Consider the following 16,495-nt stretch of genomic DNA (forward strand, 5'->3'; position numbering starts at 1 on the left):
TTCGAGGATTTCCTATGGGACGCATCATCGGTATTGACCTGGGGACAACCAACTCCTGTGTCGCCGTTCTCGACGGCGACAGCGCCAAAGTCATCGAGAACGCCGAAGGTGGCCGCACCACGCCGTCCATCATCGCCTACACCGATGATGGCGAGACGCTGGTGGGTCAGGCGGCCAAGCGCCAGGCCGTCACCAACCCGCAGAACACCCTGTACGCGATCAAGCGCCTGATCGGCCGTCGCTTCAAGGACGATGTCGTCCAGAAGGACATCAAGATGGTGCCCTACACCATCACCGAAGCCGACAACGGCGACGCCTGGGTACAGGTCAAGGACAAGAAGCTGGCACCGCCGCAGGTCAGCGCCGAAGTCCTTAAGAAGATGAAGAAGACCGCCGAAGACTACCTGGGCGAGGAAGTGACCGAGGCGGTGATCACCGTGCCGGCCTACTTCAACGACTCCCAGCGTCAGGCCACCAAGGACGCGGGTCGCATCGCTGGCCTCGAGGTCAAGCGCATCATCAACGAGCCGACCGCGGCTGCCCTGGCCTACGGCATGGACAAGGCCCGCGGCGACAAGACCATCGCGGTCTATGACCTGGGTGGCGGTACCTTCGATATCTCCATCATTGAAGTGGCCGACGTCGACGGCGAGACCCAGTTCGAAGTGCTCGCCACCAACGGCGACACCTTCCTGGGTGGCGAAGACTTCGACATGCAGCTGATCAACTACCTGGTCGATCAGTTCAAGGCCGACAGCGGCATCGACCTCTCCGGCGACAACCTGGCCATGCAGCGCCTCAAGGAAGCCGCCGAGAAGGCCAAGATCGAGCTGTCCAGCGCTCAGCAGACCGACGTCAACCTGCCGTACGTCACTGCCGACAACACCGGTCCCAAGCACCTCAACGTCAAGGTGACCCGTGCCAAGCTCGAGTCGCTGGTCGAGGACCTGGTCAAGCGTTCCATGGCGCCCTGCAAGACCGCCCTGTCCGACGCCGGCCTGTCCGCGTCCGAGATCGACGACGTGATCCTGGTGGGCGGTCAGACTCGCATGCCGATGGTGCAGAAGCAGGTCGCCGAGTTCTTCGGCAAGGACGCCCGCAAGGACGTTAACCCGGACGAAGCCGTGGCCGTGGGTGCTGCCATCCAGGGCGGCGTACTGGGCGGCGACGTCAAGGACGTGCTGCTGCTCGACGTGACCCCGCTGACGCTGGGCATCGAGACCCTCGGCGGCGTGATGACCCCGCTGATCGAGAAGAACTCGACCATCCCGACCAAGAAGACCCAGACCTTCTCGACCGCGGATGACAACCAGACGGCCGTGACCATCCACGTCCAGCAGGGCGAGCGCAAGCAGTCCAGCGGCAACAAGTCTCTGGGTCGTTTCGACCTCAGCGACATTCCGCCGGCGCCGCGTGGCGTGCCGCAGATCGAAGTCGCCTTCGACCTCGACGCCAACGGCATCCTCAACGTGTCCGCCAAGGACAAGGCCACCGGCAAGGAACAGTCGATCGTCATCAAGGCCTCCAGCGGCCTGTCCGATGAAGAGATCGAGCAGATGGTCCAGGACGCCGAGGCTCACGCCGACGAGGACAAGAAGTTCGAGGAGCTGGTTCAGCTGCGCAACCAGGCCGACGGCATGGTCCACGCCGCCAAGAAGACCATCGAGGAAGCCGGTGACAAGGCGACCGACGATGAGAAGCAGAAGATCGAAACGGCCATCGCCGAGCTGGAAGAGGCGTCCAAGGGCGACGACCAGGAAGCCATCCAGGCCAAGCTGGATGCCCTGACCGAAGCCTCCGGCGCCCTGGCGCAGAAGATGTACGCCGAGCAGGCCGAAGGCGAGCAGGCCCAGGCCGGCGCCGAGGCGGGTGCCAAGCAGGAAGATGACGTGGTCGACGCCGAGTACGAAGAAGTCAACGACGACCAGAAAAAGCAGTAAACCACGACATCTGAATGATGGATGACGCCAGCGCGGGAGCCTGACTCCCGCGTTGGTGTTTCCGCACTGTCGCTACGGAGGCGGACAGACCCATGTCCAAACGTGATTACTACGAGGTCCTGGGCGTCGAGCGCGGGGCCGACCAGAAAGAGGTCAAGAAGGCCTACCGACGCCTCGCCCAGAAGTTTCACCCGGACCGCAATCCGGATGACGAGAGCGCTCAGCAGAAGTTCCAGGAAGTGTCCGAGGCCTACGAGGTCCTGAGCGACGCCGAGAAACGTGCGGCCTACGACCAGTTCGGTCACGCCGGCGTCGATGGTCAGGGCGGTGGCGGCTTCGGCGGCGCCGGGGCCGGCGGCTTCAGCGACATCTTCGGCGACGTGTTCGGCGATATCTTCGGCGGAGGCGGCGGTGGTCGTCGTCATCCCAACGCCCCGCAGCGCGGCTCCGACCTGCGCTACAACCTCGAGCTCGACCTCGAGGATGCGGTGGCCGGCACCTCGGTGGATATCCGCGTGCCGCGTCACGTCGAGTGCGGCCGCTGCGACGGCGGCGGCGCCGAGCCGGGTTCCACCAAGGAGACCTGCCCGACCTGTGCCGGTCACGGCCAGGTGCGCATGCAGCAGGGCTTCTTCGCCGTGCAGCAGACCTGTCCGACCTGTCATGGCTCCGGCCAGCAGATCAAGGTGCCCTGCCACGAGTGTCATGGCGAAGGGCGCGTGCGCGAGACCCGCACCCTGTCGGTGAAGATTCCGGCCGGTGTCGATACCGGCGATCGCATTCGCCTCAACGCCGAGGGCGAAGCCGGCCTCAACGGTGGCCCGCCCGGCGATCTCTATGTGCAGGTGGCGATCAAGCCGCACAAGATCTTCCGCCGCGACGGTCGCGACCTGCAGTGCGAAGTGCCGATCAACTTCGTCGATGCGGCGCTGGGCGGTGAGCTCGAAGTGCCGACCCTGAATGGCCGGGTCAAGCTGAAGATTCCCGCCGAGACCCAGACCGGCAAGCTGTTCCGCATGCGCGGCAAGGGCGTCAAGCCGGTTCGCGGCGGCCCCGCCGGCGACCTGCTGTGCAAGGTCGTGCTGGAGACCCCGGTCAATCTCAGCGACGAGCAGAAAGACCTGCTGCGCCGCTTCCAGGACAGCCTGGAGGGCAGCAACAGCCACCACTCGCCGAAGAAGACCAGCTTCTTCGACGGCGTGAAGAAGTTCTTCGAGGACATGAAGCCCTAGGGCCGATGTCTCTCGCAGGACGCCAAGGCCCCGCGCTCCGAGAGGAGGCGGGGCCTTCGTCTATCTGGCGTATGGTCTGGCGCTCACCAGGGGCATCGTCATAGGCTTGAGGCTCATGATCCAGGAACACGGAGCCCGCCATGCCCATTTCCCGCGCCGAGATTCCCACCGCCTCTGGCCGCAACTTGATCAAGCGCCTGTGCAAGCATTGGGCGCATAAGCTTAAGGTCGAGCATGACGAGGGCCGCGGCCGTGTCCACTTCGATGCCGGCACCTGCCTGATGGAGGCCGATGGCGAGCGGCTGGTGGTGGCCATCGAGGCGCTGCATGTGGAAGGCCTCGACGCCCTCGAGGGCGTGGTGGCAAGCCACCTGGAGCGCATGGCCGGCGATGAGCCGCTGACGATCGTCTGGGAGAACTGAGTACGTCTCGCTCGGCGATCCTCAAGGCTCACCTCGGCCTGCTGCTGTGGGCGCTACTGGTGGGGCTGTCGTTTCCGGCGGTGGGGCTGATCGATGCCGCCCTGCCGCCGATGCTGCTGACCGCCCTGCGTTTTGCTATCGCGGCGCTGGCTCTGTGGGTGCTGGTGCGGCACTCGCCGGATCGCTGGCCCGTTGGCGCCGCCTGGTGGCTCTATGCGGCGATGGGGTTGTGCCTGGCCGGCTTCTTCGCGGCGATGTTCTGGGCGGCGAGCCAGACAACGGCGCTCTCGATGGCCACGCTGTTCGTCAGCGTGCCGCTGCTGGCCTTCCTGCTGGGGTTGGTGGCGGGACTCGAGCGACGCCGCTGGCGGCTGCCGCTGATCCTTGGTCTGGGGGCGACCGGCGCGCTGTTGCTGGCCTGGGCCGAGGCCGGTGGCCGCGGGTTAGGGGGCGGTACAGGGCGTGCGACGGGGCTTGCGATGGGGCGCGGCGAGGCGGTCTTCTTCCTCGGCTGTCTGGCCAGTGCCGGCTATCCGGTGCTGTCCAAGTGGGGGCTGTCGCGTGGGCTGGTCTCGAGCTCGGCGGCGGTGCGCACCTTCTGGAGCCTGACGCTCGGCGGCGTGCTGATCGGGGCCCTGGGGCTCGCGATCGAACCCGCTATGGCGCTTTACTCAATGCGCCCCCGGGATGGCCTGGTGCTGTTCTACCTGGGGCTCTTCTCCAGCGCCCTGACCTTCTGGCTGCAGCAGCGGGCGACCGCGGTGCTGACGCCCGCGGCCGTCACCGCCTACGGCTACCTGGTGCCCTTCGTGTCGATGCTGCTGCTGTTTCTTCAAGCGCCCGGGCGACTTGACTGGCAATGGCTGCCCGGCAGTGTGCTGGTGCTGGCGGCGATCGTGTTGCTGTGGCGTGACGACGCCCAGGGTCGACGGGGCTGAAGGCAGGTGCCAGGGGGCATGGAGTAAGCGACGCGGCTGAGCGGGACGTCTGCAGGCGGCGAGAGGTGCGGGCGTGACAGACGCGCCGCGTCGGCCCTTGGTATACTTCCGCGACTTTTCACGCGACTCTTTACACGCCGTACTTAACGACGTGTGCCACGACTCTCGCCAACCGCTTGGAGACCGCATGTCCTCTCACGCTCCCCGCATTGCCATCGTCGGCGTCGCCGGCCGCATGGGCCGTACCCTGGTCAACGCCGTCACCCAGGACCCGGAGGCCACCCTGGCCGCGGGGATCGTCGAGTCGGGCAGTTCGCTCGCCGGCGCCGATCTGGGCGAGCTGGCGGGCCTCGGCAAGCTCGGCGTGGTGGCCAGTGACGATCTCGCCGCCGTGCTCGATGAGGTCGACGTGCTGATCGACTTCACCGCGCCCCGGGTGACGCTGGATAATCTGGCGCTGTGTGCCCAGCACGGCAAGGCGATCGTGATCGGCACCACCGGGCTCTCCGACGATGAGCTCGCCGAGCTCGACGGCTATCGCGACCGGGTGCCGATGGTCTTCGCGCCCAACATGAGCGTCGGCGTCAACCTGACCCTCAAGCTGCTCGAAACCGCCGCCAAGGCGCTCGGCGACGAAGGCTACGACATCGAGGTGATCGAGTCCCACCATCGCCACAAGGTCGATGCGCCCTCCGGCACGGCGCTGAAGATGGGCGAGGTGATGGCCGATGCTCTTAAGCGCCCCCTCAAGGAGTACGGCGTGTTCGAGCGGGTCGGCCAGTGTGGCCCACGCACCGACAAGGAGATCGGCTTCGCCACCGTGCGAGCCGGCGACATCGTCGGGGAGCACACGGTGATGTTCGCCACCGAAGGCGAGCGCATCGAGATCACCCACAAGGCCAGTAGCCGCATGACCTTCGCCAAGGGCGCGGTGCGCGCCGCGCGCTGGGTCGCCGCTCGCCCGGCGGGGCGCTATGACATGCAGGACGTGCTCGAACTCAAGTAACGCGAGCCTGCCCGTTGCCCGGCGTCCATTGGACCAAGAGGCTAGTCGGCGGGCGCCAATTCCGGTAACATTGTCCAAATTTTTTGGCCGGGCGTTATCTCTCGCTTGTAGCGAATCGCGCCAGCAGGCATTCGAGCGAATGACAACAAGCGGGATGAAACCGGTTTTCCGGGTTTCGTCCCGCTTTTTTACGAGCCGCCGATAGCGCCCGCCGCCAGAAAATCACACCAGTTGTCGGACGAAGAGGCCGTTGCCCCTGACGGTCTCCTGAGCATGGGAGGAAGTTGCGTTGAACAAACCCGCGATATTGGCCTTGGAAGATGGCAGCGTTTTCCATGGCATTGCGATCGGCGCCGATGGGCAAACCAGCGGTGAAGTGGTGTTCAATACCGCCATGACCGGTTACCAAGAGATTCTCACCGACCCCTCCTACACCCGACAGATCGTCACCCTCACCTATCCCCACATCGGCAACACCGGCATCAATTCTGAAGACGTCGAGTCTGGCGCCATCGCCGCCGCCGGCCTGGTGATCCGCGACCTGCCGCTGCTGGCCAGCAACTTCCGCAGCGAGCAGCGCCTCGACGACTACCTGAAGAGCCAGAACGTGCTCGGCATCGCCGATATCGATACGCGTCGCCTGACGCGGATCCTGCGCGACAAGGGGGCCCAGAACGGCGCCATCCTGGCGGGCCCGGATGCCGAAGGTGATGACGCCGTCGAGCGCGCCCTGGCCGCGGCTAAGGCCTTCCCGGGCCTCAAGGGCATGGATCTGGCCAAGGTGGTGTCCTGCCAGACCCCGTATGAGTGGAGCGAAGGCGAGTGGACCCTGGGTCAGGGCTATGCCGATACGACGACCAGCGAGCGCCCCTTCCATGTGGTCGCCTACGATTTCGGCGTCAAGCGCAACATCCTGCGCATGCTGGCCTCCCGCGGATGCCGCCTGACCGTGGTGCCGGCTCAGACCCCGGCCGCCGAGGTGCTGGCGCTGAACCCGGATGGCGTCTTCCTGGCCAACGGCCCGGGCGACCCCGAGCCCTGCGACTACGCGATCACCGCGATCCGCGAGATCCTCGACACCGAACTGCCGGTGTTCGGCATCTGCCTGGGCCATCAGCTGCTGGCGCTGGCCAGCGGCGCCAAGACCGCCAAGATGAAGTTTGGCCACCACGGCGCCAACCACCCGGTTCAGGATCTGGAGACTGGCCAGGTGATGATCACCAGCCAGAACCACGGCTTCGCCGCCGACGAGGCGAGCCTGCCGGCTACCCTGCGCGCCACCCATCGCTCGCTGTTCGATGGCTCGCTGCAGGGCATCGAGCGCACCGATCGTCCGGCGTTCGGCTTCCAGGGTCACCCCGAAGCGAGCCCCGGCCCGCGCGATGTGGCGCCGCTGTTCGACAAGTTCGTTGCCCTGATGCAGGCCCGCCGCTAGGCGGCCCCTGCTCGATCGCGCCGTCGTCTGTCACCTTTTTTCTGCGGGAAACGTCATGCCCAAGCGTACCGATATCCAGAGCATCCTGATCATTGGCGCTGGCCCGATCGTCATCGGCCAGGCCTGCGAATTCGACTATTCCGGCGCCCAGGCCTGCAAGGCCCTGCGCGAGGAGGGCTACCGGGTCATCCTGGTCAACTCCAATCCGGCGACCATCATGACCGACCCGGTGATGGCCGATGCCACCTACATCGAGCCGATCACCTGGGAAGCGGTGGAGAAGATCATCGAGGCCGAGCGCCCCGATGCGGTGCTGCCGACCATGGGCGGCCAGACCGCCCTGAACTGTGCCCTGGAGCTCGACAAGCACGGCGTGCTCGAGAAGTACGGTGTGGAGATGATCGGCGCCAACGCCGACACCATCGACAAGGCCGAGGATCGGGACCGCTTCGATCAGGCCATGAAGAAGATCGGCCTGGAGTGTCCGAAGGCCAAGGTCGCGCACTCCATGGACGAGGCCTGGGAGATTCAGGCCGAGCTCGGCTTCCCGACCATCATCCGTCCGTCCTTCACCATGGGCGGCTCCGGTGGCGGCGTGGCCTACAACAAGGAAGAGTTCGAGGAGATCTGCCATCGCGGTTTCGAACTCTCCACCAACCATGAGCTCCTGATCGACGAGTCGCTGCTCGGCTGGAAGGAGTACGAGATGGAGGTCGTGCGCGACAAGCACGACAACTGCATCATCGTCTGCGCCATCGAGAACTTCGACCCGATGGGCGTGCACACCGGCGACTCGATCACCGTGGCCCCGGCCCAGACGCTGACCGACAAGGAATACCAGATCATGCGCGACGCATCGCTTGCGGTGCTGCGTGAGATCGGCGTCGAGACCGGCGGTTCCAACGTGCAGTTCGGCGTCGACCCGAATACCGGGCGCATGGTCGTGATCGAGATGAACCCGCGGGTGTCGCGCTCCTCGGCGCTGGCCTCCAAGGCCACCGGCTTCCCGATCGCCAAGATCGCCGCCAAGCTGGCCGTCGGCTATACCCTCGACGAGCTCAACAACGACATTACCGGCGGTCGCACCCCGGCGTCCTTCGAGCCGGCGATCGACTACGTCGTGACCAAGATTCCGCGCTTCACCTTCGAGAAGTTCCCCCAGGCGAATGACCGCCTGACCACCCAGATGAAGTCGGTGGGCGAGGTGATGGCGATCGGCCGTACCTTCCAGGAGTCGCTGCAGAAGGCGCTGCGCGGCATGGAGACCGGCAAGGACGGTCTCGACCCGGTGGTCGAGGACTATTCGCCGGAGAGCATGGCGCACCTAAAGGGCGAGCTGCAGGCCGCCGGCGCCGAGCGCATCTTCTACATCGCCGATGCCATGCGCGCCGGCATGAGCGTCGACGAGATCTTCGCCCTCACCAACGTCGACCGCTGGTACCTGGTGCAGCTCGAGGAGCTGATTCGCCTCGAGGAAGACCTGAAGCGCCGTTCCCTGTCCGACTTGAGTGGCCGCGAGATCTTCGCGCTCAAGCGCAAGGGCTTCTCGGATGCCCGCCTGTCGAGCCTGCTCGGCGTGTCCGAGGGCGAGTTCCGCAAGGCACGCCAGAGTCACGACGTGCGCCCGGTCTACAAGCGCGTCGACACCTGCGCCGCCGAGTTCGCCTCCGACACCGCTTACATGTACTCCACCTACGAGGAGGAGTGCGAGGCCGAGGTCAGCGACAAGAAGAAGATCATGGTGCTGGGCGGCGGGCCCAACCGCATCGGCCAGGGCATCGAGTTCGACTACTGCTGCGTCCACGCCGCCCTCGCCATGCGCGAGGATGGATACGAGACCATCATGGTCAACTGCAACCCGGAGACCGTGTCCACCGACTACGACATCTCCGATCGCCTCTACTTCGAGCCGGTGACCCTCGAGGACGTGCTGGAGATCGCCGACAAGGAGCGCCCGGAGGGCGTGATCGTGCAGTTCGGCGGCCAGACGCCGCTCAAGCTGGCCCGGGCCCTTGAGGCCGCCGGCGTGCCGATCATCGGCACCACCCCGGACGCCATCGACCGCGCCGAGGACCGCGAGCGCTTCCAGCACATGATCGACAAGCTGGGTCTCAAGCAGCCGCCCAACGCCACCGCCAGAAGCTTCGAGGAGGCCTTCGCCAAGGCCGAGGCCATCGGCTACCCGCTGGTGGTGCGTCCATCCTACGTGCTGGGCGGCCGGGCCATGGAGATCGTCTACTCGGCCACCGAGCTCGAGCGCTACATGACGCACGCGGTCAAGGTCTCCAACGACTCTCCGGTGCTGCTGGATCACTTCCTCAAGGCGGCCGTGGAGGTCGACGTGGATGCGGTCAGCGACGGTGAGCAGGTGGTGATCGGCGGCATCATGCAGCACATCGAGCAGGCCGGCGTGCACTCCGGCGACTCCGCCTGTGCGCTGCCGCCGTATTCGCTGCCGGCCGACGTCCAGGACGAGATGCGCGACCAGATCAAGCGCATGGCCGTGGAGCTCAACGTGGTCGGCCTGATGAACGTGCAGCTCGCCTGGCAGGACGGCGAGATCTACGTCATCGAGGTCAACCCGCGGGCCTCGCGCACCGTGCCCTTCGTGTCGAAGTGCATCGGCACCTCGCTCGCTCAGATCGCGGCGCGCTGCATGGCCGGCCAGACCCTCGCCTCCCAGGGCTTCACCCGCGAGATCGTGCCGCACTTCTACAGCGTCAAGGAAGCGGTCTTCCCCTTCAACAAGTTCCCGGGGGTCGATCCGATCCTGGCGCCGGAGATGAAGTCCACCGGTGAGGTGATGGGCTCGGGCGAGACCTTCGCCGAGGCCTTCTACAAGGCGCAGCTGGGCGCCGGCGAGGCGATTCCGCGCCTGACCGGCGAGCGCAAGGCCTTCCTGTCGGTCCGTGAGCCCGACAAGGCAGGCGTTATCGAGGTCGCTCAATCTTTGGTAGAATTGGGCTTCACCCTTTGCGCTACCCGCGGCACCGCGCGCGCCCTCGAGGCCGCCGGCATCGCCGTCGAGTCCGTGAACAAGGTCAATGAAGGCAGGCCGCACATCGTCGATATGCTCAAGAACGACGAGGTGGCCTACATCGTCAATACCACCGAGGGGCGCCAGGCCATCACCGACTCCTCGGTCATCCGTCGCACCGCTCTCGCCCGCAAGGTCCCCTACGCCACCACGTTGGCGGGGGCGCAGGCCGTTTGTCTGGCGCTCGAGTATGGCAACCAGATCACGGTGCGGCGGCTTCAGGAACTGCATGCAGGAGCGACAAAATGAACAAGGTCCCGATGACCGTGGCCGGCGAGCAGAACCTGCGACAAGAGCTTGAACAGCTCAAGAGCGTGGAGCGCCCCCAGGTGATCGCCGCCATCGCCGAGGCTCGTGAGCACGGCGATCTCAAGGAGAACGCCGAATATCACGCCGCTCGCGAGCAGCAGGGTTTCATCGAAGGGCGCATCCAGGAGATCGAGGGCAAGCTCTCGAGCTCCCAGGTGATCGACGTCACCAAGCTGCCCAAGACCGGCAAGGTGATCTTCGGCGTGACCGTCGAGCTGATCAATCTGGAGAACGACGAGGAAGTACGTTACCGGATCGTCGGTGAGGACGAGGCCGACATCAAGTCAGGCAAGATCTCGGTCACCTCCCCGATCGCCCGTGCCCTGATCGGCAAGGAAGAAAGCGACGTGGTGGTGGTCAAGACTCCCGGCGGCGAGGTCGAGTACGAGATCGCAAGCGTCGAGCACCTCTGAGTCGGCGACCGCCAGGTCAAAAAAAACCCGCGACACTGTCGCGGGTTTTTTTGTGCGGCGGGCTGCGGCCTTCTCGTCAGGACTTGGCCTAGCGGCGGCCGTGATGTTCCTCGAAGCGCTTGACGTTGGAGAGCTTCGGGTTGGCCTTGGGGTTGGCGCGGTAGAGCAGCACCACCTTGCCGATGCTCTGCACGTTCTCGGCGCGGGCGGCCTTGACCAGCTCCGCGATGACGGCGGCGCGATCGTCGCGCTCGGGAATCGCCAGCTTGACCTTGATCAGCTCATGGTCGCCCAGGGCGCGGTCGAGTTCCGCCAGCACACCCTCGGAAATGCCGTTCTCGGAGACGGTCACGACGGGATTGAGGTGGTGGCCGATGCTGCGCAGTGCTTTCTTTTGTGCCTGTGACAAGCTCATGATATCTTGATCGTTCCGGTTGTACTGACAAATGGTACTGAACACGTCATGGTACGTGGAAGTTGGCCTGTGCGAAAGCATGGCCGCCACGAAAGGCATGCGACCGGCCTTCCTTTCGGTATTAGATTCCCCAAGCATTTCAGGTGATGTCGTGGCACGCTCCACCAGTTCAAAGAGTGCCGGGTCACGTGGTGGCCAGGCCAGCAAGACCAGTGGCAACTGGCTCAAGGAACACTTCGACGACCAGTACGTGCAACGCTCCTGGCAGGACGGGTATCGCAGCCGTGCGAGTTACAAGCTGCTCGAGCTGGATGCCAAGGACAAGCTGTTCAAGCCGGGCATGACGGTCATCGACCTGGGCGCGGCGCCCGGCGGCTGGAGTCAGGTCGCCGCCGAGAAGGTCGGCGAGCGGGGGCTGGTGATCGCCTCCGATATCCTGGAGATGGATGCCCTGGCCGACGTGACCTTCCATCAGGGCGATTTCACCGAGGAGGCCGTGCTCGAGGCGATCCTCGAGACCCTCGGCGATCGGCGCGTGGACCTTGTGATGTCCGACATGGCCCCCAACATGAGTGGGATGGCCGCCATCGACCAGCCGCAGGCGATGTACCTGGTCGAGCTGGCCCTGGATCTGGCCCGCCAGACGCTGTCCCCGGGCGGACGTTTCCTGGCCAAGGTGTTTCAGGGCGAGGGCTTCGATGCCTACCTCAAGGAGCTGCGCGGCAGCTTCACCAAGGTTGTGACCCGCAAGCCGGAGGCCTCCCGCGCACGTTCCCGGGAAGTCTACCTGCTGGCGGACGGTTTTCGCGGCTGACCCATCGCAGGGTGGCCGCTGCGGGCGGCGGGCCGGGCGGTCCGCCGTCGATCATAGCGATTGGCTATGATTCTCATGTACGGACACGTACTGTCGAGTGTGCGATGCTGGTCGAGGCTTGCGCCGGGTGGTTGAACACGCCGGGCTCCTGTAGTGTCGAACGCAAAACCACCTTGGCAGTTTGATTTCAGCAATGAGGGTATTCCCTTGAATGATATGGCGAAGAACCTGATCCTGTGGTTGGTCATCGCGGCGGTGCTGCTGACGGTGTTCAACAACTTCAGTGTCGAGAACTCACCGCAGACGATGAACTATTCCCAGTTCGTCCAGCAGGTGCAGAATCAGCAGGTCCGTACCGTCACCATCGATGGTTACACCATCTCCGGTGAGCGCACCGACGGCTCGGATTTCCAGACCATCCGGCCATCGGCGGAAGATCCCAAGCTGATGGATGACCTGCTGGCGAACGACGTGACCGTGGTCGGCAAGAAGCCTGAGGAACAGAGCCTGTGGACCCGGCTCCTGATCGCCAGCTTCCCGATCCTGATCATCCTCGCCATCTTCCTGTTCTTCATGCGTCAGATGCAGGGCGGGGCCGGCGGCAAGGGCGGCCCGATGAGCTTCGGCAAGTCCAAGGCCAAGCTGCTCTCCCAGGACCAGATCAAGACCACCTTCGCCGATGTCGCCGGCTGCGACGAGGCGAAGGAGGAGGTCGAGGAGCTGGTCGACTTCCTGCGTGACCCGTCCAAGTTCCAGCGCCTCGGCGGCACCATTCCCCGCGGCGTGCTGATGGTGGGCCCGCCGGGCACCGGCAAGACGCTGCTCGCCAAGTCCATCGCCGGCGAGGCCAAGGTGCCGTTCTTCTCGATCTCCGGCTCAGACTTCGTCGAGATGTTCGTGGGTGTCGGCGCCTCTCGCGTGCGTGACATGTTCGAGCAGGCCAAGAAGCAGGCGCCCTGCATCATCTTCATCGACGAGATCGATGCCGTGGGCCGCTCCCGTGGCGCCGGCATGGGCGGTGGCAACGATGAGCGCGAACAGACCCTGAACCAGCTGCTGGTCGAGATGGACGGCTTCGAGGCCAACGAGGGCGTCATCGTCATCGCCGCCACCAACCGTCCCGACGTGCTCGACCCGGCGCTGCTGCGCCCGGGCCGCTTCGACCGCCAGGTCACCGTCGGCCTGCCGGACATCCGCGGCCGTGAGCACATCCTCGGCGTGCACCTGCGTAAGGTGCCGCTGGCCGATGACGTCAAGCCGTCGCTGATCGCCCGAGGCACTCCGGGCTTCTCCGGCGCCGATCTGGCCAACCTGGTCAACGAGGCGGCCCTGTTCGCCGCGCGGCGCAACAAGCGTCTGGTGGGCATGGAGGAGCTGGACCTCGCCAAGGACAAGATCATGATGGGCGCCGAGCGCAAGTCGATGGTCATGACCGACAAGGAAAAGCTCAATACCGCCTATCACGAGTCCGGCCACGCCATCATCGGCCTGGTGATGCCCGAGCACGACCCGGTCTACAAGGTCACCATCATTCCCCGTGGCCGGGCCCTCGGCGTGACCATGTTCCTCCCCGAGGAGGACCGCTACAGCCTGTCCCGTCAGCAGATCATCAGCCAGATCTGCTCGCTATTCGGCGGCCGGCTGGCCGAGGAGATGACGCTGGGGCCGAACGGTGTCACCACCGGCGCCTCCAACGACATCAAGCGCGCCACCGAGCTGGCTCACAACATGGTGGCCAAGTGGGGCCTGTCCGAGGAAATGGGGCCGATCATGTACGACGAGGACGAGTCGCACCAGTTCCTCGGCGGCCCCGGCCAGGGCGGCGGCAAGTTCAAGTCCGGCGACACCACCACCAAGCTCGACCACGAGGTGCGTCGCATCATCGACGGCTGCTACGAGCAGGCCAAGCAGATCCTCGAGGACAACCGCGACAAGCTGGACGCCATGGCCGAGGCGCTGATGCAGTACGAGACCATCGATGCCGACCAGCTGGCCGATATCATGGACGGGCGTCCGCCGCGCCCGCCCAAGGACTGGGATGACCAGGGCGGCAGCGGTTCGCCGGCCGGCGGCGCGCCCAGCGCAGACGATCAGGCCAGCGGCAAGGCTGACGACCAGGATGCCGCGTCCGACGCCGACGAGGGCGACGACGAGCCCCGCCGCCGTCCCTCCGACCCCCTGGGTGGCCCCGCCGGTCATTGAGGCAGGGTTTTCCCGTCAGGCAAGAGGCGCCCCCGGTGGGCGCCTCTTGCGTTTATTGGGTATCATGCCCGCCAGCATCCCCCACGCGGGGCCAATCGCCAGTCAGCAGGATCGAGCAAGCCATGAATGACGGACAAGGCGCCGGTGCGCTGCAATGCGGCCGGCATCGCCTGGATATCTCCTATCCCCGCGTGATGGGGATTCTCAACGTGACCCCGGATTCGTTCTCCGACGGCGGCCAGCATGTGGCCATCGATGATGCCCTGCGCCATGCCGAGCGCATGCTGGCCGAGGGCGCGGCGATCATCGATGTGGGCGGCGAATCGACCCGTCCCGGAGCGGCCGAGGTCAGCCCGCAGCAGGAGCTCGACCGGGTCGCCCCGGTGGTCGAGCGGCTGGTGCGCGACCTCGATGCGCTGGTGTCGGTGGACACCAGCGCGCCCGAGGTGATGCGCGAGACCGCGGCCCTGGGCGCGGGCATGCTCAACGATGTGCGGGGGCTGCGCCGCGAGGGCGCCCTCGACGCCGCGGCCCGCAGCGGCCTGCCGGTGTGTCTGATGCACATGGCGGGGGAGCCTGTGACCATGCAGGCGGCGCCCGCCTACGAGCAGCCGGTGGAGGAGGTCGTGGCGGCCTTTTTCGAGGAGCGGGTCCGTGCCTGCGAGGCAGCGGGGCTCAGGCGCGAACGGCTGATCCTCGATCCGGGCTTCGGCTTCGGCAAGAGCGTCGAGCATAATCTGCGCCTGCTCAATCGCCTGGCGGATTTCAAGGCGCTGGGTCTGCCGATCCTGGCCGGGATGTCGCGCAAGAGCATGATCGGCAAGGTGCTCGAGCGGCCTGTGGAGGAGCGGTTGTCGGGCAGCCTGGCGCTGGCGGCCCTGGCCGTAGAACGGGGCGCGCGGATTCTGCGCGTCCACGATGTGGGTCCCAGTGTGGATGCCGTGAACATGACATGGGCCGTAATGGAGGAGGGATTCACCCCATGAGCAGACGTTATTTTGGTACCGACGGCATTCGTGGCACCGTCGGCGATTACCCTATCACCCCCGATTTCATGCTCAAGCTCGGCTGGGCGGTCGGCCAGGTGCTGGGGCGCGAGGGGCGCACCAAGGTGCTGATCGGCAAGGACACCCGGATCTCCGGCTACATGTTCGAGTCGGCCCTCGAGTCGGGGCTCTCGGCGGCCGGGGTCGATGTCTCGCTGCTGGGGCCGATGCCCACGCCGGCCATCGCCTACCTGACCCGCACCTTTCGGGCCCAGGCCGGTATCGTCATTTCGGCGTCGCACAACCCCTTCGAGGACAACGGCATCAAGTTCTTCTCCGCCGAGGGCACCAAGCTTCCCGACGAGACCGAGGCGCGCATCGAGGAGATGCTCGAGGCGCCGTTGACCACCGTGGCGCCGGGCCGGCTCGGCAAGGCGGTGCGGATCGATGACGCCCCGGGACGCTATATCGAGTTCTGCAAGTCCACGGTGCCGGACCGGGTCAGCCTGCATGGCCTGAAGATCGTGCTGGACTGCGCTCATGGCGCCACCTATCACATCGCGCCCAACGTCTTCCGCGAGCTCGGCGCCGAAGTCAGCGTGGTCGGCGGTAGTCCCGACGGCCTCAACATCAATCACGAGGTCGGCTCGACGCATCCGGCCAGCCTGCGGGCGGCGGTGATCTCCCGGGGCGCGGATCTGGGCATCGCCTTCGACGGCGACGGCGATCGGGTGCTGCTGGTCGACGCCGACGGCCGCGAGCTCGACGGCGACGACATCCTCTACCTGATCGCCCGCGACCGCCATGCCCGCGGCGAGTTGGGCGGCGGCGTGGTCGGCACCCTGATGTCCAATTTCGGGCTCGCCGCGGCCCTCGAAGCGCTGGATATTCCCTTCGAGCGGGCCAAGGTCGGCGACCGTTACGTGATGGAGCGGCTGGCGGCCAACGGCTGGCAGCTGGGGGGCGAGTCTTCCGGGCACATCGTCTGTGGGCATATCCAGACCACCGGCGACGGCATCGTCTCCGCGCTGCAGGTGCTGGCCATCATGGTGCGCGAGGGGCAGACGCTGGCCCGGCTGCTGGGCGACTTCGAGAAGGCGCCCCAGGCGCTGGTCAATGTGCGCCTGGCCAACGGCACCGATCGCGGTGCCCTGATGGCCAGCGAGTCGCTGAAGCAGGCCGTGTCCAGCGTGGAGGCCGAGCTTGGCGACGAGGGGCGCGTGCTGCTGCGCCCCTCGGGCACCGAGCCGCTGATCCGGGTGATGGTCGAGGGTCGTCCCCACCTGGACGTGGATGGCCTGGCCCGTCGCCTGGCCGGCGAGGTCGAGTCGCTGGCCGATTGACGC

At 65.9% G+C, this 16,495-nt stretch carries 13 protein-coding genes; 12 read left to right on the forward strand and 1 reads right to left on the reverse strand.

All coding sequences use genetic code 11. The annotated features are described in order from the left end of the window. Window positions 1-14: 14 nt before the first annotated feature. The 8 genes from dnaK to greA all read left to right on the forward strand — a co-directional run bounded on the left by dnaK (window position 15) and on the right by greA (window position 10,732). Window positions 15-1,940, forward strand: coding sequence for a molecular chaperone DnaK (gene dnaK / locus IEJ03_RS00745; protein WP_192035866.1), 1,926 nt, complete (start codon window positions 15-17; stop codon window positions 1,938-1,940). A gap of 92 nt (window positions 1,941-2,032) precedes the next feature. Then, window positions 2,033-3,172, forward strand: a complete 1,140-nt coding sequence (gene dnaJ / locus IEJ03_RS00750) for a molecular chaperone DnaJ (RefSeq protein WP_192035867.1) — start codon at window positions 2,033-2,035, stop codon at window positions 3,170-3,172. A 140-nt stretch (window positions 3,173-3,312) separates the two neighbouring features. Then, window positions 3,313-3,594 (forward strand): DUF2218 domain-containing protein, encoded by a 282-nt coding sequence (locus IEJ03_RS00755; protein ID WP_192035868.1) that lies wholly within the window; start codon window positions 3,313-3,315, stop codon window positions 3,592-3,594. A gap of 17 nt (window positions 3,595-3,611) precedes the next feature. Beyond that, complete coding sequence (locus IEJ03_RS00760) at window positions 3,612-4,532, forward strand: DMT family transporter (RefSeq protein ID WP_347401007.1); 921 nt, start codon at window positions 3,612-3,614, stop codon at window positions 4,530-4,532. A gap of 187 nt (window positions 4,533-4,719) precedes the next feature. Continuing rightward, window positions 4,720-5,538 (forward strand): 4-hydroxy-tetrahydrodipicolinate reductase, encoded by an 819-nt coding sequence (dapB, locus tag IEJ03_RS00765; protein ID WP_192035869.1) that lies wholly within the window; start codon window positions 4,720-4,722, stop codon window positions 5,536-5,538. A gap of 289 nt (window positions 5,539-5,827) precedes the next feature. Continuing rightward, window positions 5,828-6,973: a glutamine-hydrolyzing carbamoyl-phosphate synthase small subunit gene (carA, locus tag IEJ03_RS00770; protein ID WP_192035870.1), complete on the forward strand. Its 1,146-nt coding sequence runs from the start codon at window positions 5,828-5,830 to the stop codon at window positions 6,971-6,973. Between the two features lie 55 nt (window positions 6,974-7,028). Next, window positions 7,029-10,259, forward strand: a complete 3,231-nt coding sequence (gene carB, locus IEJ03_RS00775; RefSeq protein ID WP_192035871.1) for a carbamoyl-phosphate synthase large subunit — start codon at window positions 7,029-7,031, stop codon at window positions 10,257-10,259. Continuing rightward, complete coding sequence (gene greA, locus IEJ03_RS00780) at window positions 10,256-10,732, forward strand: transcription elongation factor GreA (protein ID WP_192035872.1); 477 nt, start codon at window positions 10,256-10,258, stop codon at window positions 10,730-10,732. The genes carB and greA overlap by 4 nt, the downstream gene beginning before the upstream one ends. 88 nt (window positions 10,733-10,820) lie before the next feature. Here the strand turns inward: greA and yhbY are convergent, their stop codons facing one another. Next, on the reverse strand, window positions 10,821-11,147 hold the full coding sequence (yhbY, locus tag IEJ03_RS00785) for a ribosome assembly RNA-binding protein YhbY (protein WP_192035873.1): 327 nt from the start codon (window positions 11,145-11,147) through the stop codon (window positions 10,821-10,823). Between the two features lie 151 nt (window positions 11,148-11,298). Between yhbY and rlmE the strand changes: the two genes are divergently transcribed. From rlmE to glmM, 4 genes are all read left to right on the forward strand, one after another. Then, entirely contained in the window at window positions 11,299-11,961 is a 663-nt protein-coding gene (gene rlmE, locus IEJ03_RS00790) for a 23S rRNA (uridine(2552)-2'-O)-methyltransferase RlmE (protein ID WP_242458010.1), read from the forward strand. A 207-nt stretch (window positions 11,962-12,168) separates the two neighbouring features. Then, window positions 12,169-14,163 (forward strand): ATP-dependent zinc metalloprotease FtsH, encoded by a 1,995-nt coding sequence (gene ftsH / locus IEJ03_RS00795; RefSeq protein ID WP_192035874.1) that lies wholly within the window; start codon window positions 12,169-12,171, stop codon window positions 14,161-14,163. A gap of 194 nt (window positions 14,164-14,357) precedes the next feature. Beyond that, window positions 14,358-15,149 (forward strand): dihydropteroate synthase, encoded by a 792-nt coding sequence (gene folP / locus IEJ03_RS00800; RefSeq protein ID WP_192037127.1) that lies wholly within the window; start codon window positions 14,358-14,360, stop codon window positions 15,147-15,149. Further along, window positions 15,146-16,492 (forward strand): phosphoglucosamine mutase, encoded by a 1,347-nt coding sequence (glmM, locus tag IEJ03_RS00805; RefSeq protein WP_192035875.1) that lies wholly within the window; start codon window positions 15,146-15,148, stop codon window positions 16,490-16,492. The genes folP and glmM overlap by 4 nt, the downstream gene beginning before the upstream one ends. Window positions 16,493-16,495 lie beyond the last annotated feature (3 nt).

The organism is Halomonas sp. YLGW01, assembly GCF_014840935.1.
Lineage (GTDB): Bacteria > Pseudomonadota > Gammaproteobacteria > Pseudomonadales > Halomonadaceae > Onishia.

Coding starts and splice junctions, on each gene's coding strand:
- carB (WP_192035871.1), top strand. CDS start 7,029: ATGCCCAAGCGTACCGATATCCAGAGCATCCTGATCATTGGCGCTGGC.
- folP (WP_192037127.1), top strand. CDS start 14,358: ATGGGGATTCTCAACGTGACCCCGGATTCGTTCTCCGACGGCGGCCAG.
- yhbY (WP_192035873.1), bottom strand. CDS start 11,147: ATGAGCTTGTCACAGGCACAAAAGAAAGCACTGCGCAGCATCGGCCAC.
- greA (WP_192035872.1), top strand. CDS start 10,256: ATGAACAAGGTCCCGATGACCGTGGCCGGCGAGCAGAACCTGCGACAA.
- dnaJ (WP_192035867.1), top strand. CDS start 2,033: ATGTCCAAACGTGATTACTACGAGGTCCTGGGCGTCGAGCGCGGGGCC.
- dnaK (WP_192035866.1), top strand. CDS start 15: ATGGGACGCATCATCGGTATTGACCTGGGGACAACCAACTCCTGTGTC.
- IEJ03_RS00755 (WP_192035868.1), top strand. CDS start 3,313: ATGCCCATTTCCCGCGCCGAGATTCCCACCGCCTCTGGCCGCAACTTG.
- dapB (WP_192035869.1), top strand. CDS start 4,720: ATGTCCTCTCACGCTCCCCGCATTGCCATCGTCGGCGTCGCCGGCCGC.
- glmM (WP_192035875.1), top strand. CDS start 15,146: ATGAGCAGACGTTATTTTGGTACCGACGGCATTCGTGGCACCGTCGGC.